11 protein-coding genes and 1 pseudogene are annotated in these 18,398 nt (G+C 70.0%); 9 read left to right on the top strand and 3 right to left on the bottom strand.

Going from position 1 to position 18,398, the window contains the following annotated elements:
• Positions 1 to 2: 2 nt before the first annotated feature.
• The 5 genes from PKO50_RS28495 (at position 3) to PKO50_RS28475 (ending at position 10,986) form a co-directional block, all read left to right on the top strand.
• Positions 3 to 7,955, top strand: coding sequence for an Hpt domain-containing protein (locus PKO50_RS28495; RefSeq protein ID WP_275627902.1), 7,953 nt, complete (start codon positions 3 to 5; stop codon positions 7,953 to 7,955).
• Positions 7,948 to 8,985, top strand: a complete 1,038-nt coding sequence (locus PKO50_RS28490; protein WP_109935797.1) for a chemotaxis protein CheB — start codon at positions 7,948 to 7,950, stop codon at positions 8,983 to 8,985. Before PKO50_RS28495 ends, PKO50_RS28490 begins: the two co-directional genes overlap by 8 nt.
• On the top strand, positions 8,982 to 9,494 hold the full coding sequence (locus tag PKO50_RS28485; protein ID WP_275627901.1) for a chemotaxis protein CheW: 513 nt from the start codon (positions 8,982 to 8,984) through the stop codon (positions 9,492 to 9,494). The genes PKO50_RS28490 and PKO50_RS28485 overlap by 4 nt, the downstream gene beginning before the upstream one ends.
• 9 nt (positions 9,495 to 9,503) lie before the next feature.
• The gene (locus PKO50_RS28480) at positions 9,504 to 10,295 is read left to right on the top strand and encodes an AraC family transcriptional regulator (protein WP_275627900.1); all 792 of its coding nucleotides are present in this window, start codon (positions 9,504 to 9,506) and stop codon (positions 10,293 to 10,295) included.
• 79 nt (positions 10,296 to 10,374) lie between these two features.
• Entirely contained in the window at positions 10,375 to 10,986 is a 612-nt protein-coding gene (locus PKO50_RS28475; RefSeq protein ID WP_109935213.1) for a LysE family translocator, read from the top strand.
• A gap of 266 nt (positions 10,987 to 11,252) precedes the next feature.
• On the opposite strand, the pseudogene PKO50_RS28470 reads toward PKO50_RS28475, so the two are convergent.
• Positions 11,253 to 11,971 (bottom strand): annotated as a pseudogene (locus PKO50_RS28470) (16S rRNA (uracil(1498)-N(3))-methyltransferase).
• An 85-nt stretch (positions 11,972 to 12,056) separates the two neighbouring features.
• Positions 12,057 to 13,460 carry an adenosylmethionine--8-amino-7-oxononanoate transaminase gene (locus PKO50_RS28465; protein WP_109933630.1) on the bottom strand — a complete coding sequence of 468 codons (1,404 nt, stop codon included), beginning with the start codon at positions 13,458 to 13,460 and terminating at the stop codon, positions 12,057 to 12,059.
• Positions 13,461 to 13,614: 154 nt separating this feature from the next.
• On the opposite strand from PKO50_RS28465, the gene PKO50_RS28460 reads away from it, so the two are divergent.
• The 3 genes from PKO50_RS28460 (at position 13,615) to PKO50_RS28450 (ending at position 16,486) form a co-directional block, all read left to right on the top strand.
• The gene (locus PKO50_RS28460) at positions 13,615 to 15,099 is read left to right on the top strand and encodes a flavin monoamine oxidase family protein (RefSeq protein WP_275627899.1); all 1,485 of its coding nucleotides are present in this window, start codon (positions 13,615 to 13,617) and stop codon (positions 15,097 to 15,099) included.
• Positions 15,100 to 15,327: 228 nt separating this feature from the next.
• Positions 15,328 to 15,882: a cytochrome b gene (locus PKO50_RS28455; RefSeq protein WP_089390929.1), complete on the top strand. Its 555-nt coding sequence runs from the start codon at positions 15,328 to 15,330 to the stop codon at positions 15,880 to 15,882.
• 28 nt (positions 15,883 to 15,910) lie between these two features.
• A complete protein-coding gene (locus PKO50_RS28450) occupies positions 15,911 to 16,486 on the top strand; it encodes a YceI family protein (RefSeq protein WP_109933632.1) in 576 nt (191 codons plus the stop codon).
• A 42-nt stretch (positions 16,487 to 16,528) separates the two neighbouring features.
• Here PKO50_RS28450 and PKO50_RS28445 read toward each other — a convergent pair whose 3' ends face one another.
• A complete protein-coding gene (locus PKO50_RS28445) occupies positions 16,529 to 16,972 on the bottom strand; it encodes a MarR family transcriptional regulator (RefSeq protein ID WP_089390927.1) in 444 nt (147 codons plus the stop codon).
• A 268-nt stretch (positions 16,973 to 17,240) separates the two neighbouring features.
• On the opposite strand from PKO50_RS28445, the gene mexA reads away from it, so the two are divergent.
• Positions 17,241 to 18,389 (top strand): multidrug efflux RND transporter periplasmic adaptor subunit MexA, encoded by a 1,149-nt coding sequence (gene mexA, locus PKO50_RS28440; protein WP_275627898.1) that lies wholly within the window; start codon positions 17,241 to 17,243, stop codon positions 18,387 to 18,389.
• Positions 18,390 to 18,398 lie beyond the last annotated feature (9 nt).

Raw genomic sequence — 18,398 nt, 5'->3', positions numbered from 1 at the left:
CTATGGGTGATCGGCACGATTATGTCGCCCTGGAATGGGTGAAAGGCGAGATCGCCGAAACCCTCAAGCAGGCGCGGCAAGCCCTGGAGGCGTTCGTCGAGAACCCGCAGGACCCCACGCGCATGGGTTTCTGCCTGGCCCACGTCCACCAGGTGCGGGGCACCCTGCAGATGGTGGAGTTCTATGGCGCCGCCCTGCTCGCCGAGGAAATGGAGCAGCTCACCCAGGCGCTGATCGACCAGCGCGTGCCCAGCCAGGGCGAGGCCCTGGAAGTGCTGATGCAGGCCATCCTGCAGCTGCCGGTGTACCTCGACCGCATCCAGAGCGCCCGCCGCGACCTGCCGATGGTGGTGCTGCCGCTGCTCAACGACCTGCGCGCCGCCCGCGGCGAGAAGTTGCTCTCGGAAACCAGCCTGTTCGCCCCCGACCTGTCCGGTGGCAAGCCGCTGCTGCCCCACGATGCCCTGGCGCGCCTGCGCACCTCCGAACTGCCGGTGCTGCTGCGCAAGCTGCGGCAGATGCTGCAGGTGGCGCTGGTCGGGGTGATCCGCAACCAGGACCTGCCGACCAACCTGGGCTACATGGCGCGGGTCTTCGCCCGCCTCGAATCGCTGTGCCGGGAGGCCCCGCTGGGCCGCCTGTGGACCATCGCCTCGGCCATGGTCGAGGGCCTGGCCAACGGCAGCATCGCCAACGGCACCACGGTGCGCAACCTGCTGCGCCAGGTCGACCGCGAGTTCAAGCGCCTGGTCGAGGAGGGCGCCGACGGCATGAACCAGGCGGCGCCCGACGAACTGATTAAGAACCTGCTGTTCTACGTGGCCAAGGCTTCCGACCAGTCGCCCAAGGTGCGCGAGGTCAAGGACGAATACCGCCTGGACGAGGCGCTGCCCGGCGCCGCCGTGGTGGACGAGGAACGCGCCCGCCTGGCCGGCCCCGACCGTGACGCCATGCGCTCGGTGGTTGGCGCCCTGTGCGAGGAGCTGGTGCGGGTCAAGGACAGCCTCGACCTCTTCGTGCGCAGCGACCGCTCCGCGGTGGCGGACCTGCAGGCCCTGGTGATGCCGCTCAAGCAGATCGCCGACACCCTGGCGGTGCTCGGCTTCGGCCAGCCGCGCCGGGTGATCCTCGACCAGCTCGAAGTGGTCGGCGCCCTGGCCGACGGGCGCCGCGAGCCCAGCGACGCGACCCTGATGGACGTCGCCGGCGCGCTGCTCTACGTCGAGGCCACCCTGGCCGGCATGGCCGGGCCCAGCGAGGAACACGGCGACGAGGAGAGCCGCCTGCCGACCACCGACGTGGCGCAGATCCACCAGGTGGTGATCAAGGAGGCGCGCAACGGCCTGGAGCTGGCCAAGGACGCCATCATCGAGTTCATCGCCTCGCAGTGGAACCACGAGCACCTAGCCCGGGTGCCGGAGTTGCTGACCCAGGTCCGCGGTGGCCTGGAAATGATCGACCAGGGCCGCGCGGCGCGGCTGCTGGAAGCCTGCAACCGCTACATCCAGGAACAGCTGCTGGCGCGCCAGGCGGTGCCGGACTGGCACAGCCTGGACACCCTGGCCGACGCCATCACCGGCGTGGAGTACTACCTCGAACGCCTCTCCGAGGACCAGGGCAGCTCCGGCGAGCTGATCCTCGACGTCGCCGAGGAGAGCCTGGATCAGCTGGGCTACCCGCTCAAGCCGCGGCCTTCCATCCTGGATGCGCCCACGCCCACGCCCGCCGCCCCGGCGGACGAGGCGCTGGCGGAAATCGACCTGCTGGCGAGCAGCGCCGCCGCCGACGTGTTGGCGGAGCAGGGCGTCGTCGACGAACTACAGGCGCCGAACGACATAGTGCCCGAGGCCGCGCAGGCCTTCGCCGCCGAGCCCGGCTGGGAGCCAGCCAATGCCGGCGATCTCGCCCAAGCCGGCGACGAGCTTTCCTGGGAGCTGCCGGCCACCGAGGAAGCGGCGCCGATCCGCGAGGACGTCGAGGCGCCGTTGCTGGTCTCCGACGACAACTGGACCCTGGCCGGGCCCGAGACGCCGGCGCTCGACGATGCCGGCGTCGACTTCAGCCTGGACGCGCCGCTGGAATCGCCCGCCGAGGCGGTGGAGCCGAGTTGGTCGCTGGACGAGAGCCTGTCCCTGGACAGCCTGGAGCCGCTGACCGGCTCCGAAGTGGCGCACGCAGCCCCGGGCCTGGCGGCCGCCGGCGATTCCTGGACCCTCGACGACCTGCCGAGCCTGGATGCCGCCGCGAGCCCCGCTGCCGCGGAAGGCGAAATCCAGTGGACGCTGGACGAAGAAACCCCCTCCGCCCCCGATACGACGTGGAGCCTGGACGAGCTGCCGGCCCTGGATGCCGGTGCCGAGCCGGAAACCACCCTGCCGGCGTCGGCCGGCGAACTCGAATGGGACCTCTCGTTCGACGCCCCGCAACCCGGCGACGCCGCACCGAGCCTGGGCGAGTGGAGCCTGGAGCCCCTCGCCGACGAGCCACCGGCGGCCGAGGAACTGCCCACGCTGGAGCTGGACGCCCCGCTCGATGCGCTTGAGCCGCTGGCGGAAGCGCTACCCGAGCTATCCTCCCCGGACCTCGACGAGGCCCCGGCCGTCGCCCAGCCCAGTGCCGCCGACCAGGCCTGGGAAGACCTGGACATGGCCGCGCTGGACCTGCCCGAGGTCGAGCTGCCGACGCCGCCGGCCGAGCCCGCGGCCGTACCCGAGGTGGCCAGGCCGCTGTCCCTGGCCGAGGTGATGGCCACCCCGGCCCAGGCGATCAACCCGCCGGCCCGCGAGGTGCCGCCCAGCCTGCTGCCGCCGCCGGCCGACGAGGAGCCGGTGGACGAGGAACTGCGCGAGGTCTTCATCGAAGAAGCCGGCGAGGTCCTGGAAACCATCAACGAATACCTGCCGCGCTGGCAGGCCGACACCGACGACCGCGAGGCGCTGACCGAGATCCGCCGCGCCTTCCATACCCTCAAGGGCAGCGGGCGCATGGTCCGGGCGCTGGTGGTCGGCGAACTGGCCTGGTCCATCGAGAACCTGCTCAACCGCGTGCTCGACCGCAGCATCGCGGCCAGCGCGCCGGTGCTGCAGGTGGTGGGCGACGTGGTGGCCCTGATGCCGGCGCTGGTGGACGAGTTCGCCGCCAGCGTGCAGCGCCAGCGCGATGACGTCGACCAGCTCGCCGCCACCGCCCACGCCCTGGCCAAGGGCGAGCCGGTGCCGCCGCCGGAAGGCGGGGAAACCCCGGCGGCCGAGGCGGCGCTGGAGCCCGCGCTCGAAGCCGCGGCCCTGGACGAAGGGCTCGACCCGCAACTGCTGGAAATCTTCCGCAACGAGGCCGAGACCCACCTGGAAACCCTCGGCGGCTTCCTCGCCGACTGCGACCGCGAGTTGCCCCAGCCAGTCACCGACGACCTGCAGCGTGCCCTGCACACCCTCAAGGGCAGCGCGCACATGGCCGGCATCCTGCCGATCGCGGAAATCGCCACGCCGCTGGAGCGGCTGGTGAAGGAGTTCAAGACCAACCTGCTGCAGGTCGACCTGCGCGAGGCCGAGCTGCTGCGCGAGGCCGGGCGCCTGCTCAGGGTCGGCCTGCAGCAGCTGGACGCCGGCCGCCCGCTGGCGCGCATCGACGGCGGCGACGAGCTGCTGCGGCGCATTGCCCAGGTCCAGCAGGAGCGCCTGGAGGCCGCGGAGGCCAAGCGCCGCGGCGAAAGCGGCGAGAGCGCTGGCGATCCGCAGATGCTCGGCCTGTTCCTCGCCGAGGGCATGAACATCCTGCTGGACGCCGAGGACCTGCTCGGCCGCTGGCGCGAACACCCCCACGAAGGCCAGGAACTGGGCGCCCTGCACGACGAGCTGGCGACCCTGGCCAACGGCGCGCAGCAGGCCGAGCTGCCGCAGATGGCCGAGCTGTGCGACGCGCTGCTGGCCGTCTACGGCGCGGTGCAGCAGGGCCGGCTGGCGGTGGACGACGACTTCTTCGGTGCCGCCGAGGACGCCCACGAGGCACTGATCGGCATGATGGACCAGGTGGCCGCCGCGTTGCAGGTCAGCGCCTGCCCGCAGCAGGTCGAGGCCCTGCACCGCCTGCTCGAAGCGCCGGCCCAGGCCGACGAGGATCCTGCGCCGGCGCAGCCGGAGGCCGACGGTGAGAGCGATTTCATCGACCTCGACCAGCTCACCGCCGACGACTTCCCGCTGGAAGACGAGGAACTGCTGCTCGACCGTCCCACCGCCCCGGAAGACCTGCCCGAAGGCCTGCAATGGCCGGCGGCGCCGCTCGCCGGGGCGCCGGAGCCCGCGCCCGCCGAGCCGGAGGCCGTGCGCACGTCCGGCATAGCGCCGACGCTGGACGAGGAAATGGTGGCGATCTTCCTCGAAGAGGCCGTGGACATCCTCGACAGCGCCGGCCAGGCCCTGGCCCAGTGGGCCCAGGCCCCGGACGTTCCGGCCCCGCTGTCCACCCTGCAGCGCGACCTGCACACCCTCAAGGGTGGCGCGCGCATGGCCGAGATCCGCGAGATCGGCGACCTTTCCCATGAACTGGAGTCGCTCTACGAAGGCCTGCTCGATGGCCGCTTCCAGGCCAACCCCGGTCTTGCCGGGCTGCTCCAGGCCTGCCACGACTGCCTGGCGCAGCAGCTCGACCAGTTGCAGGCCGGGCAGCCGCTGACCGACCCCGACGACCTGATCCAGCGCATCCGCGCCTTCCGCCAGAACCCCGAAACGGCTTTGACCGCCACGCCGGCCGAGCAGCAGCCTGACGCCGAAGCCGAAGCCGAAGCCGAAGCCGAAGCCGAAGCCGAAGCCGAAGCCGAAGCCGAAGCCGAAGCCGAAGCCGAAGCCGAAGCCGAAGCCGAAGCCGAAGCCGAAGCCGAAGCCGAAGCCGAACCGCTGCTGGACGAGCCGCCGCTGCCGGTCGTGGACGGGATCGCAGCCGAGTCGGAGCCCAAACCCGAGCCGGAAAGCGAAAGCGCGGCGCCCGGGGCGGCCGATCCGGTGCTGGAGGAGATCGACCTCGCCACCTTCCTCCACGAGGCGGAAAGCGACCCGAGCGCCCAGGCCCTGGAACAGGCCGACGACACCGAACCCGTGGCTGAGCCAGCGTTCGAGCCGCTGGAAGTGCACGACCAGGAACTGGTGGACATCTTCCTCGAGGAAGGCTTCGACATCCTGGAAAGCGCGGCCGGCGCGCTGCAGCGCTGGATGGGCAACGTCGACAACGGCGTCGAGCTCGAGGCCCTGCAGCGTGACCTGCATACCCTCAAGGGCGGCGCGCGCATGGCCGAGATCCGCCCCGTCGGCGACCTCGCCCACGAACTGGAATACCTCTACGAAGGCCTCTGCGGCGGGCGCCTGCGCGCCAGCGACGGACTCTTCGCGCTGCTCCAGCGCTGCCACGACCGCCTGGCGGAAATGCTCGAGGCGGTGCAGGGCCGGCGGCCGGTTCCCGAGGGCGAGTCGCTGATCGCGGCGATCCGCGATTTCCGCGCCAACCCCGACGAACAGCTGAGCATGCCCAGCAGCGTCAGCCTGCAGCCGCTGGCCTCGACCCTGCTGGGCGGCGACGAGCCGGCGGCGGACATCATCGACATCTTCCTGGAAGAAGCCGACGACCTGCTCGAAGGCATGGAGCACGCCCTGGGCCGCTGGGACGCCGATGGCGACCACGGCGCCCTCGACGAGCTGCTGCGCATCCTCCACACCCTCAAGGGCGGCGCTCGGCTGGCCGGGCAGAACGCCCTCGGCGACCTCGCCCACGACCTCGAGGAGCACCTCACCGAAGCCCAGCGCCAGGGCGCGCCCTGGCCGGACAGCCTGCTGCTCGACGTGCAGTCGGGCTTCGACGGCCTGCAGAACGAAGTGGACCACCTGCGCCAGCAGGTCGGCGAGGCCGATGCCGCCGCGGAAAGCGCCGCGGCCGTCACGCCGCCGCCCGCCAGCGAGCCGGAGCCGGCCGAGCCGCCGCTGCCGGTCCTGGCCGCCGGTGCCATCATGGCCGTCGCCGAGCCGCCGCGCAGCGAGGCGCCCAAGGTGCTGCCCTTCGTCCAGCGCGCCCAGGAAGCCGCGCAGCAGGCCGCCGCGCGGCGCGCCCCGCAGGAGCTGGTGAAGGTCCCGGCGCCGCTGCTGGAGAACCTGGTCAACCTGGCCGGCGAAACCTCCATCTTCCGTGGCCGCGTCGAGCAACAGGTGAGCGACGTCGGCTCCACCCTCACGGAGATGGACGCCACCATCGAGCGGGTGCGCGACCAGCTGCGCCGCCTCGACACCGAGACCCAGGCGCAGATTCTCTCGCGCCACCAGGCCGACGCCGAGCGTGCCGGCTACGAGGACTTCGACCCGCTGGAAATGGACCGCTACTCACAACTGCAGCAGCTGTCCCGCGCGCTGTTCGAGTCCGCGTCCGACCTGTTCGACCTCAAGGAAACCCTGGCGGCGAAGAACCGCGACGCCGAGACCCTGCTGCTGCAGCAGGCGCGGGTGAACACCGAGCTGCAGGAAGGCCTGATGCGCACCCGCATGGTGCCCTTCGACCGCCTGGTGCCGCGCCTGCGGCGGATCGTCCGGCAGGTCGCCGGCGAACTGGGCAAGCAGGTGGAGTTCATCGTCGGCAACGCCGAAGGGGAAATGGACCGCACCGTGCTGGAGCGCATAGTCGCGCCCCTGGAGCACATGCTGCGCAACGCCGTCGACCACGGCATCGAATCCGCCGACGCGCGCCGCGCCGCCGGCAAGCCGGAGGCCGGCAGCATCCGCCTGGAGCTGGGCCGCGAGGGTGGCGACATCCTCCTCAGCCTGGCCGACGACGGTGGCGGCATCCGCCTCGACGCGGTGCGCCGCAAGGCCGTCGAGCGCGGGCTGATGGCGGCCGATGCCGAGCTTTCCGACCATGAGGTGCTGCAGTTCATCCTCGAGGCCGGTTTCAGCACCGCCGAGAAGCTCACGCAGATTTCCGGGCGCGGCGTCGGCCTGGACGTGGTCAACGCCGAGGTCAAGCAGCTCGGCGGCTCCATGAGCATCCAGTCGGAGCCGGGCAAGGGCACCCGCTTCGCCATCCGCCTGCCCTTCACCGTGTCGGTGAACCGCGCGCTCATGGTGCTTTCCGGCGAGGACCTGTACGCCGTGCCGCTGAACACCATCGAGGGCATCGTCCGCGTCTCGCCCTACGAGCTGGAGGCCCTCTACGAGGAAGGCGGCAGGCAGGGCCATGCGCCGCACTTCGAATATGCCGGCCAGGACTACGAGCTGAAGTACCTGGGCGACCTGCTGAACAACGGCCAGCAGCCCAAGCTGGTGGGCCAGTCGCTGCCGCTGCCGGTGATCCTGGTGCGCTCCGCGGAACATGCCGTGGCGGTGCAGGTGGATGCCCTGGCCGGCTCCCGCGAGATCGTGGTGAAGAGCCTGGGCGCGCAGTTCGCCGGGGTCAGCGGCATTTCCGGCGCGACCATCCTCGGCGACGGCCGCGTGGTGGTGATCCTCGACCTGCTGGCGACCATCCGCGCCCGCCTGGCCAGCCTCGCCCTGCATGCCCAGCCGCGCCGCGCGCTGCCCAGCGCGCCGCAGGCGGACAGCGAGCAGCAGCGCCCGACCCTGGTCATGGTGGTGGACGACTCGGTCACCGTGCGCAAGGTCACCAGCCGCCTGCTGGAGCGCAACGGCATGAACGTGCTGACCGCCAAGGACGGTGTCGACGCCATCGCCCAGCTGCAGGAACACAAGCCCGACATCATGCTGCTGGACATCGAGATGCCGCGCATGGACGGCTTCGAGGTGGCCACCCTGGTGCGCCACGACGAACGCCTGAAGGACCTGCCGATCATCATGATCACCTCGCGTACCGGCGAGAAGCACCGCGAGCGGGCCCTGGCCATCGGCGTCAACCGCTACCTGGGCAAGCCCTACCAGGAATCCGAGCTGCTCGACAGCATCCAGGCACTGGTGAATGCCCATGCCTGAGCAGAGTGGCGCAAGGATCGCGATCATCGCCGACACCTCGCTGCAGCGCCACGTGCTGCAGCAGGCCCTGGCCGGGCATGGCTACCAGGTGGTGCTCAATGCCGACCCCGGGCGCCTGGACGAGGCCCAGCTGGCCGCCTGCGAGACCGACCTGTGGCTGGTCGACCTGGCCCAGCAGGAAGACACGCCGCTGCTGGACAACCTGCTGGAACAGGCGCAGGTGCCGGTGCTGTTCGGCGAGGGCCATGCCCCCGAGCGGCTTTCCGAGCACTACCCGCGCTGGGAACGGCGCCTGGTGGGCAAGCTGCGGCGCCTGGTGGGCGACCCCAGCGCCAACGTCGGCCAGAGCCTGGAGGCGCTGCTGAGCGAGGCCCAGCGGCCCAGCCGCATCGCCCTGCCCGACGGGCTGGCGGCCTCGCCGCTGCAGGTGGGCGAGCCGGCGCGCCAGGTCTGGCTGCTGGCCGCGTCCCTGGGCGGCCCGGCGGCGGTCAAGGCGTTCCTCGATGCGCTGCCGGGCGGCCTGCCGCTGGCCTTCCTCTATGCCCAGCACATCGCCCCCTCGTTCGAGCAGAGCCTGCCGCAGGCGGTGGGGCGGCATAGCCAGTGGCGCGTCAACCTCGCCCGCGACGCCGACTGGCTGCGCTGCGGCGAAGTGGTCGTGGTGCCGGTGCAGCACGAGCTGGGTTTCGTCGACGACGGCCGGATGCGCCTGGGCCAGCGGGCCTGGCCGGAGCCCTACAGCCCGTCCATCGACCAGATGATGCTCAACCTCGCCCAGCAGTTCGGCAGCCGCTGCGGGGTGATAGTCTTCAGCGGCATGTGCAGCGACGGCAGCGCCGCGGCGGCCTACGTGCGCCGCCAGGGCGCCGAGATCTGGACGCAGCGCGCGGACGGCTGCGCCTGCTCGAGCATGCCCGACAGCCTGCGCGAGGGCGGCTACAGTACCTTCTCGGCCGACCCGCGCGAGCTCGCCGCGGCGCTGGTCGAACACCTGGCCGCGCAGTGTGCGGCCACTGGAGTGGAGTCATGAGTGATCTTTCCCTGCCGCAGGAAGCCCCTGTGAACGGCACCCCGGCCAACCTCGGCGACGACGAGGCACCCGCCAGCCTGACCGGGCTGCTGGTGCCCCTGGCCGACCGCACCCTGCTGCTGCCCAACGTGGCCGTGGCCGAACTGATCGCCTACCGCGCGCCCCAGGCGCAGCCGGGCCTGCCGGCCTGGTACCTGGGCCAGGTGGCCTGGCGCGACCTGCGCCTGCCGCTGCTGTCCTTCGAGGCGGCGTCCGGCGGCTCGGCCCAGGCCGGCCCGGGGGCGCGGGTCATCGTCCTCAACGCCCTGGGCGGCCGCCCCCACGTGAAGTTCCTGGCGCTGCTGGCCCAGGGCATCCCGCGTTCGCTCAAGGTCGGCCCCGAGCTGCCTCGCGCAGAAGCCGAACTGGCACCGCTGGAGCTGGCGGCGGTGAGCGTCGGCGACGAGCTGGTGCGCATCCCCGACCTGGTGGCGCTGGAGCAGAAGCTCGCCGATGCCGGGCTGATCTGAGGCCCGGCCATGGCGCTGCGTCACGCCTGGCTGGGCGACGGCTTCGAAGTGGCCAGCGCGGCCCTGAGCGGGCACCGCTTCGACAAGCACAGCCACGACGAATTCGTCATCAGCGCCAACCTCTGCGGCAGCGAGGACATCTGGCTGGACGGCCGTAGCCTCCAGGCCAGTGCCGGCGACATCACCCTCTACAACCCGGGGCAGATCCAGGGCGGCGGCGCCGCCGACGGCCAGCCCTGGCGCTTCGTCAGCCTCTACCTGCCGGAAGCCGTGCTGGCCGCGAGCCTCGGCCTGCAACGCCTGGCCTTCGAGCGGCCGCTGCTGGCGCACCCGCAGCTGGCGGGGGAGCTGGCCCGTGCGGTGGAGCTGGCCCTGTCCGGCGACGCCTTCCTGCGCGAGCGCGGCGAGGAGTGCCTGACCCTGGTGCTGGCCGAGCTGGCGCGGCACGCGGGTACCCGGCCGCCGGAGACGGCGGCCCTTGGCCGGCGCCCGGTGGAGCGCCTGCAGGAGCTGCTCGCCGCCAACCTCGCCGAGCCTTTGAGCCTGGAAGCCATGGCGGAGCAGGTGCAGGTCTCCAGGTTCCACCTGCTGCGGGCTTTCAAGCAGCACACCGGGATGAGCCCGCGGCAGTGGGCCATGCAGCTGCGCACCCGGCGCGCCCTGGCGCTGCTGCGGGCGGGCGTCGCCGTGGGCGATACCGCCCATGCCCTGGGCTTCGCCGACCAGAGCCACCTGACCCGCCACTTCCGCAGCGCCTACGGCGTCAGCCCCGGCCGCTACCAGCGCACGCTGCGCGGCTGAAGCAGCGCAATCCGGTTCAAGTTTTTCCGCCATCGCCCGGGGAGAATGGGCGCATTCCCGCTTTCCGGAGTACCGCCCCATGCTCGCCATCTTCCTCGCCGCCCTGCTGTTCGGCTTCGCCTTCAATGTCTCGCCGGGGGCGGTGTTCAGCGAAACCCTGCGCCGCGGCCTGACCGGCGGCTTCCGCCCGGCGCTGCTGGTACAGCTCGGCTCGCTGATCGGCGACGCGGTCTGGGCATTGCTGGGGCTGACCGGCCTGGCCCTGCTGCTGGCCCACGAACAGGTGCGTGTGCCCCTGACCCTGGCCTGCGCGGCCTACCTGGCCTGGCTCGGCATCCAGGGCCTGCGCGACGCCTGGCGCCCGCCGCTGGACGACCTGGAGGCGGCCACCAGCGCCGGCAACGCCTTCGCCTCCGGGGCGGCCATCTCGCTGTCCAACCCGAAGAACGTGGTCTACTGGGGCGCGCTGGGCAGCGCCCTGGCCGGCATCGTCGAAGGCGCCCCGAGCCAGTCGCAGTCGCTGGTGTTCTTTGCCGGCTTCATGCTCTCGTCGCTGATCTGGTGCTTCCTCTGCGCCGGCCTGGTGGACTGGCTGCGGCGCAACACCTCGCTGTTCTGGCACCGCGTCAGCTACGCCGGCTGCGGCGTGCTGCTGCTCGGCCTGGCCGGCCTGGCGCTGCGCGGGCTCTGAGGCGCGCAGGCGCGCGCCTTGCGCGCGAATCGCGGACGGAGTCCGCTCCTACAGGTCGCCGTGAGGCATGGCATTCCCCCGTTTCCGCGATAGCCGGGCGTTCCGGCGCGATTCGCGGATGAGATCCGCTCCTACCGCCGCCCCACCCGCGCCATTCCCCTGTAGGAGCGCGCCCTGCGCGCGAATCGCGGGCAGGGCCCGCTCCTACACGGTTCGCAACGGCGGATAAGGTTTCAGGAATGTACCGGTGGTTGCCCGGCGAGGCCTCAGAAATCGCCCCACAGCTGCTGCGCCACGCTCAGCGCCACCACCGGCGCGGTCTCGGTGCGCAGCACCCGCGGGCCCAGGCGCGCGGCGTGGAAGCCGGCGGCCTTGGCCTGTTCCACCTCGGCGTCGCTGAGGCCGCCTTCCGGGCCGATGAGGAAGGCCAGGCTGCCCGGGCGGGCGTGGCTGGCCAGGGGCTCGGCCACCGGGTGCAGCACCAGCTTGAGGTCGGCCTCGGCGGCTTGCAGCCACTCGGCGAGGCCGACGGGCGCGTCTATCTGCGGCAGCACCGAGCGGCCGCACTGTTCGCAGGCGCTGATGGCGATCTGGCGCCAGTGGGCGGTGCGCTTGTCGGCGCGCTCGTCCTTCAGGCGTACCTCGCAGCGTTCGCTGACGATCGGGGTGATGCGCGCGGCGCCCAGCTCGGTGGCCTTCTGGATCGCCCAGTCCATGCGCTCGCCGCGCGACAGGCCCTGGCCCAGGTGCAGCCGCAGCGGCGACTCGGCCAGGCCGGCGAAGCTTTCGCGCAGCTCCACGCGCACGCTCTTCTTGCCCACCTCCACCAGCTCGCCGAGGAACTCCTGGCCGGAGCCATCGAACAGTTGCACGGCGTCGCCGGCGGCATGCCGCAGTACACGGCCGATGTAGTGGGCCTGGGCCTCGGGCAGCTCATGCTGGCCGAGGGAGAGGGGGCGTCGATGAAGAAGCGGGAAAGGCGCATGTTATAGGGCTTCAGGCTATAGGCTGCAGGCTACAGGCCGGCAGTGTATCGCCTGCAGCCTGTGGCCTGAAGCCTGCCGCCGCTTTCAACCCGGATCGCGATGGTCCGGGAAACGCTGGCTGACCGCCACGCTTACCGAGCCCTTGCAGGCAATGTCGATGCCTTCGCTGGCCACTTCGGCGAGAAAGTCGATTTCCTCCGGGGTGATCACGTAGGGCGGCAGGAAGTACACCACGTTGCCCAGCGGGCGCAGCATGGCGCCGCGCTCCAGGGCGTGCTGGTAGACCTTCAGGCCGCGGCGTTCCTGCCAGGGGTAGGGCGCGCGGCTGGCCTTGTCCTGGACCATCTCGATGGCCAGGGCCATGCCGGTCTGGCGGACCTCGGCCACGTGGGGGTGGTCGGCCAGGTGCGCGGTGGCCGAGGCCATGCGCGCGGCCAGGGCCTTGTTGGCCTCGATGACGTTGTCCTGCTCGAAGATGTCCAGGGTCGCCAGGGCTGCGGTGCAGGCCAGCGGGTTGCCGGTGTAGGTGTGCGAGTGGAGGAAGGCGCGCAGGGTGGCGTAGTCGTCGTAGAAGGCCTGGTAGACCTTGTCGGTGGTGAGCACCGCGGCCATCGGCAGGTAGCCGCCGGTCAGGGCCTTGGACAGCACCAGGAAGTCCGGGGCGATGCCGGCCTGCTCGCAGGCGAACATCGTGCCGGTGCGGCCGAAGCCGACGGCGATCTCGTCGTGGATCAGGTGCACGCCGTAGCGGTCGCAAGCCTCGCGCAGCAGCTTCAGGTACACCGGGTGGTACATGCGCATGCCGCCGGCGCCCTGGATCAGCGGCTCGACGATGACCGCGGCGACTTCCGCATGGTGCTGTTCCAGGGTGCGTTCCATGTGTTCGAACATGGCCCGCGAATGAGCCTCCCAGCTTTCGCCCTCGGCGCGCAGGTAGCAGTCCGGGCTGGGCACCTTGAGGGTGTCCAGCAGCAGCGACTTGTAGGTCTCGGTGAACAGCGCCACGTCGCCCACCGACATCGCCGCCACGGTTTCCCCGTGGTAGCTGTTGGTCAGGGTGACGAAGCGCTGCTTCGCCGGCTGGCCGCAGTTCTGCCAGTAGTGGTAGCTCATCTTCAGCGCCACCTCGATGCCCGAGGAGCCGTTGTCGGCGTAGAACACCCGCGACAGGCCTTCGGGGGTGAGGCGCACCAGGCGCTCGGACAGCTCGACCACCGGTTGGTGGGTAAAGCCGGCGAGGATCACGTGCTCCAGCTGGTCCACCTGGTCCTTGATGCGCTGGTTGATGCGTGGGTTGGCGTGGCCGAAGACATTCACCCACCAGGAGCTGACCGCATCCAGGTAGCGCTTGCCCTCGAAGTCTTCCAGCCACACGCCCTGGCCGCGGCGGATCGGGATGACCGGCAGGCGCTCGTGGTCTTTCATCTGGGTGCAGGGGTGCCAGAGCACCTCCAGGTCGCGCTGCATCCACTCGGCGTTCAGGCCCATGGCAGGTCTCCTCTTGACGTCGTCGGGCAAGCCTATGCAATGGGACATGGACGGACAAGGCGCGCGCCGCGACACACGGCAGGGGATGGCATCTGGCCGGCCACTGGGCGCTGGCGTATGCTGCGCGCCTTCGCACCATGTTGGGGGATGCACGATGAAGATTCGATGGCTGCGCGCGGCTTCGCTGCTGGCGCTGGCGGCGTTCAGCGCGTTCGCGTTGGGCAAGGACAGGCAACCGACCGCGATCGTGGTCGGCGGCGGGCTGGCGGGCCTCAGCACCGCCTATGAACTGCAGCAGTCGGGCTGGCAGGTCACCCTGCTGGAGGCCAAGCCGCAGATCGGCGGGCGCTCGGGCCTGGCCACCAGCGAATGGCTGGGCAACGCCAAGGCCCAGCCGACCCTCAACGGCTACCTGGACACCCTCAAGCTCAAGGCGGTGCCGGCACCGGAGTTCGTGCGCACCCCCAGCTACCTGATCGACGGCGTCTACTACAGCTCCTCTGACCTGAAGCAGAAGATGCCCGCCGTGGCCGCCGACCTCGAGCGCTTCGAGAAGTCGCTGAACGACCTCGCGGCGTCCATCGACGACCCGCTGGACCCGCTGGCCAACAAGACCCTGTTCGCCCTCGACCAGCTCAACGTCGCCCGCTGGCTGGACAAGCTGAACCTGTCGCCGACCGCGCGCCTGCTGGTCAACCAGCGCATCCGCTCGCACTACGACGAGCCCTCGCGCCTGTCGCTGCTGTACCTCGCCCAGCAGGGCCGGGTGTACCGCAACGTCGACGACCGCGACCTGCGCGCCGCGCGCCTGCCCGGTGGCAGCCAGGTGCTTGCCGAGGCCTTCGTCAAGCAGCTGAAGACCATCAAGACCAACGCCCGCGTCAGCGCCATCGTGCAGGACAAGGACGGCGTCACCGTCAAGGCCGGCGCCACCGGCTACAAGGCCGACTACGCGGTGCTCGCCGTGCCGCTGCGCGCCCTCGGCCAGATCCAGCTGACCCCGGGCCTGAGCGCCAAGCAGCAGGAGGCGCTGAAGAACACCAACTACGGCTGGCGCGACCAGATCCTGCTGAAGTTCAAGCGCCCGGTGTGGGACGACAAGTCGCGCCTGTCCGGCGAGATCTACAGCGACCAGGGCCTGGGCATGATCTGGGTGGAGCCCGCGCTCAAGGGCGGCGCCAACGTGCTGATCAACCTCTCCGGCGACAACGCCCGCGTGCTGCAGGCCTTCGGCGACCGGCAGATGGTCGACCAGGTGCTGATCCGCATGAACAAGTACTACCCGAAGATGCGTGGCGCCTACTCCGGCTATGAAATGCGCCGCTACAGCACCGACGTCAGCACCGGCGGCTCCTACCTGGCCTATGGCCCGGGGCAGATCAGCCGCTTCTGGCGCGCCTGGGAGCAGCCGCTGCCGCGCGTCGCCTTCGCCGGCGAGCACACCGACGCGCTCTACCCGGGCACCATCGAGGGCGCCCTGCGCAGCGGCAAGCGCGCCGCCGCGCAACTGCGCGACCTGGCCGACGGCAAGAGCATCAGCATCCCCGCGCCGGCCAAGGCCAGCGAAGCGTCGGCGGCACCGGCCGCGGGCGAGGGCAAGAAGAAAGGCGCCTTCTCCTGGTTCACCGACATGTTCTGAGCCGCGGCTCCGGCCGTGGAAAGGGGCGCCCGCGGGCGCCCCTTTGCTTTTGCATCGAATAATTCCCGTACCCTGGGTGTTATCCCGTAAAACGCCCTGGAGGCTCTGGAATGGTCATTAGCCAGCGAATCTATCTTGTGAATCGATGTTTCAAAGCAGTAATTTCCACTTTTATCCGATCGTTTTGCCGCTAGTCTTGACGCTCCGGCTTTATCAGGAAACCTCTCGATGCAATGGCGTAATTCGCCCTCCCGTTACGGTCTGGTCAGTCTCTTCCTGCACTGGGGCAGCGCCCTGGTGGTCTTCGGCCTGTTCGGCCTGGGCCTGTGGATGCGCGAACTGGACTACTACGACACCTGGTACCACCGCGCCCCGGAAATCCACAAGAGCATCGGCATCCTGCTGGCCATCGCCCTGATCGTGCGCATCGCCTGGCGCTTCCTCAGCCCGCCGCCGCCGGCCCCGGCCAACCATGGCGCGCTGACGCGCAAGGCCAGCAAGCTCGGCCACCTGGCCCTGTACGGGCTGCTGGTCGCGGTGATAGTCGCCGGCTACCTGATTTCCACCGCCGAGGGCAAACCCATCAGCGTGTTCGGCTGGTTCGACGTGCCGGCGACCCTCAGCGGGCTGCCCGAGCAGGCCGACACCGCCGGCGCCATCCACCTGTACCTGGCCTGGGCCCTGGTGGTCCTCGCCGTACTGCACGCCCTGGCGGCGCTCAAGCACCATTTCCTCGACCGCGATGCGACCCTTACCCGCATGCTCGGCCGTTCCACGGATTGACCCCACCTCTCACCATACGGAGATCACCATGCTGAAGAAGACTTTCGCCGCCCTGGCCCTGGGTACCGCCCTGTTCAGCGCCGGCCAGGCCATGGCCGCCGACTACAAGATCGACAAGGAAGGCCAGCACGCCTTCATCGAGTTCCGCATCCAGCACCTGGGCTACAGCTGGCTGTACGGCCGCTTCGACGACTTCGACGGCGCCTTCACCTTCGACGAGAAGAACCCGGCCGCCGACAAGGTCAAGGTGACCATCAACACCAACAGCGTGAACACCAACCACGCCGAGCGTGACAAGCACCTGCGCAGCGGCGACTTCCTGAACGTCTCGAAGAACCCCACCGCGACCTTCGAGTCCACCGGTGTGAAGGCCGATGGCAAGAACGCCGAGATCAGCGGCAACCTGACTCTCAACGGCGTGACCAAGCCGGTCACCATCAAGGCCGAACTGATCGGCCAGGGCGATGATCCGTGGGGCGGCTACCGCGCCGGCTTCCTCGGCACCACCACCCTGAAGCTGAAGGACTTCAACATCCAGCGCGACCTCGGCCCGGCTTCCCAGGAAGTCGAGCTGACGCTGTCGGTGGAGGGTGTGCGTCAATAAGACGCAGCTGCAGCGAAACGCCGGCGCAAGCCGGCGTTTTCGTTAGCGGGGCAGCTCCTGCTGGGCGTCCAGGCAGCGTTGCAGCAGCTGCGCCATGCAGCGTTGCTCGTCGGCGTCCAGTGGTGCAAAGAGGCTGTCATGGGTGCGTGCCAGAATGGCCTGGGCCTGTGCGTGAACGACCTTGCCGGCCTCGGTGAGGAACAGCTGGAAGCTGCGCTGGTCCCCCGGGTTGCGCTCGCGCCGCACCAGGCCGCGGCTCTCCATCTCGCGGACCTTGCGGGTGATCAGCGCCTTGTCGCGGCACATCTGCCGGCCGACGTCCTGCAGGTTGAGGCCCTCGGCCTCGCCGATCAGCTCCAGCAGGCGGATGTCCGGCGGCGCCAGGTCGATGCCCTGGGCGTGCAGGCCCATCTGCAGCTGGGTGCGCAGATGCTCGAAGAGCGCCATCAGGTTCTGTGGCAGGTCGGGATTCACGGGGCGGGTCATGGCCTGGACGGGGTAAACGGAATGTAAAGCCGATTGATCGGCCGATTCATTTTCCTTATTTTAGTTGACGCTATCAACTTTATAACAAGCCGCTCACGCCCGACCGGAGACAGCAGGAAACTATCAGCCATCGGCTAAAACGTTTCAGTGCTTTTCTGACAGGGCTTTCGGACGTTTACAAACAAACCTGAATGTAAGTATTTTGCCAGCCTTTCCGGCCCGGCTGCCTGCCGTGGTGCCGGATGCTTTCGCTTACGAGGACAACGATATGCAACGAACGCCAGCCAAGCGCGCCCTGGTCTGCGCCCTGCTCGTCGCCATGGCGACCCTTGCCGCCTGCGGCAAGAACGAGGCCCCGCAGCAGGCGCAGATCCCGGAGGTCGGGGTGGTGACCCTGCAGGCCCAGACGGTGCCGCTGAGCACCGAGCTGCCCGGTCGCACCACGGCGTTCCGCGTGGCCGAGGTACGCCCGCAGGTCAACGGCATCATTCTCAAGCGCCTCTTCAAGGAAGGCAGCGACGTCAAGGAAGGCCAGCAGCTGTACCAGATCGACCCGGCCACCTACGAAGCCACCTACCAGAGCGCCAAGGCCAACCTGATGTCCACCCAGCAGCAGGCCGAGCGCTACAAGCTGCTGGTGGCCGACGAGGCGGTGAGCAAGCAGCAGTACGCCGATGCCCAGGCCGCCGCGCTGCAGGCCAAGGCCGCGGTGGACCAGGCGCAGATCAACCTGCGCTACACCAAGGTGCTGTCGCCCATCTCCGGGCGCATCGGCCGCTCGGCGGTGACCGAGGGCGCGCTGGTGACCAACGGCCAGGCCACCGCCATGGCCACCGTGCAGCAGCTCGACCCCATCTACGTCGACGTCACCCAGCCGTCCACCTCGCTGCTGCGCCTGCGCCGCGAGCTGGCCGCCGGCAACCTGCAGAAGGCCGGCGACAATGCCGCCAAGGTCAAGCTGTTCCTCGAGGACGGTTCGGCCTACCCGCAGGAAGGCAAGCTGGAGTTCTCCGAGGTCTCGGTGGACCAGGGCACCGGTTCGGTGACCGTCCGCGCCGTGTTCCCCAACCCCAGGCATGAGCTGCTGCCGGGCATGTTCGTGCATGCCGTGCTGCAGGAAGGGGTGAAGGACAAGGCCATCCTCGCGCCCCAGCAGGGCGTCACCCGTGACCTGCGCGGCCAGCCCACCGCCCTGGTGCTGGGCGCCGACGACAAGGTCGAGCTGCGCAACATCAAGACCGACCGCACCGTGGGCGCCTACTGGCTGGTCACCGAGGGCCTCAAGCCCGGCGACCGCCTGATCACCGAGGGCCTGCAGTACGTCCAGCCCGGCGCCCAGGCCAAGGCCGTGCCGGCGAAGAACGTCGCCCCCGCGCCTGAGGCCGGCACGCCCGCCGCCTCGGACAGCCAGGGTTAACCAAGGGGT

The sequence above is a fragment of the Pseudomonas sp. 273 genome (assembly GCF_029201425.1).
In the GTDB taxonomy this organism is placed as follows: Bacteria; Pseudomonadota; Gammaproteobacteria; order Pseudomonadales; family Pseudomonadaceae; genus Pseudomonas; species Pseudomonas delhiensis.
Note: the sequence above shows the minus strand (reverse complement) of the source record. Positions and strands in the feature narration are given on the sequence as shown.

What these genes read in the sequence shown, in the direction of transcription:
- PKO50_RS28495 (WP_275627902.1), top strand. Translation starts at nt 3, where the DNA reads ATGGGTGATCGGCACGATTATGTCGCCCTGGAATGGGTGAAAGGCGAG.
- PKO50_RS28445 (WP_089390927.1), bottom strand. Translation starts at nt 16,972, where the DNA reads ATGACCCGCCCCGTGAATCCCGACCTGCCACAGAACCTGATGGCGCTC.
- PKO50_RS28465 (WP_109933630.1), bottom strand. Translation starts at nt 13,460, where the DNA reads ATGGGCCTGAACGCCGAGTGGATGCAGCGCGACCTGGAGGTGCTCTGG.
- PKO50_RS28450 (WP_109933632.1), top strand. Translation starts at nt 15,911, where the DNA reads ATGCTGAAGAAGACTTTCGCCGCCCTGGCCCTGGGTACCGCCCTGTTC.
- PKO50_RS28460 (WP_275627899.1), top strand. Translation starts at nt 13,615, where the DNA reads ATGAAGATTCGATGGCTGCGCGCGGCTTCGCTGCTGGCGCTGGCGGCG.
- PKO50_RS28475 (WP_109935213.1), top strand. Translation starts at nt 10,375, where the DNA reads ATGCTCGCCATCTTCCTCGCCGCCCTGCTGTTCGGCTTCGCCTTCAAT.
- PKO50_RS28490 (WP_109935797.1), top strand. Translation starts at nt 7,948, where the DNA reads ATGCCTGAGCAGAGTGGCGCAAGGATCGCGATCATCGCCGACACCTCG.
- PKO50_RS28480 (WP_275627900.1), top strand. Translation starts at nt 9,504, where the DNA reads ATGGCGCTGCGTCACGCCTGGCTGGGCGACGGCTTCGAAGTGGCCAGC.
- PKO50_RS28485 (WP_275627901.1), top strand. Translation starts at nt 8,982, where the DNA reads ATGAGTGATCTTTCCCTGCCGCAGGAAGCCCCTGTGAACGGCACCCCG.
- mexA (WP_275627898.1), top strand. Translation starts at nt 17,241, where the DNA reads ATGCAACGAACGCCAGCCAAGCGCGCCCTGGTCTGCGCCCTGCTCGTC.
- PKO50_RS28455 (WP_089390929.1), top strand. Translation starts at nt 15,328, where the DNA reads ATGCAATGGCGTAATTCGCCCTCCCGTTACGGTCTGGTCAGTCTCTTC.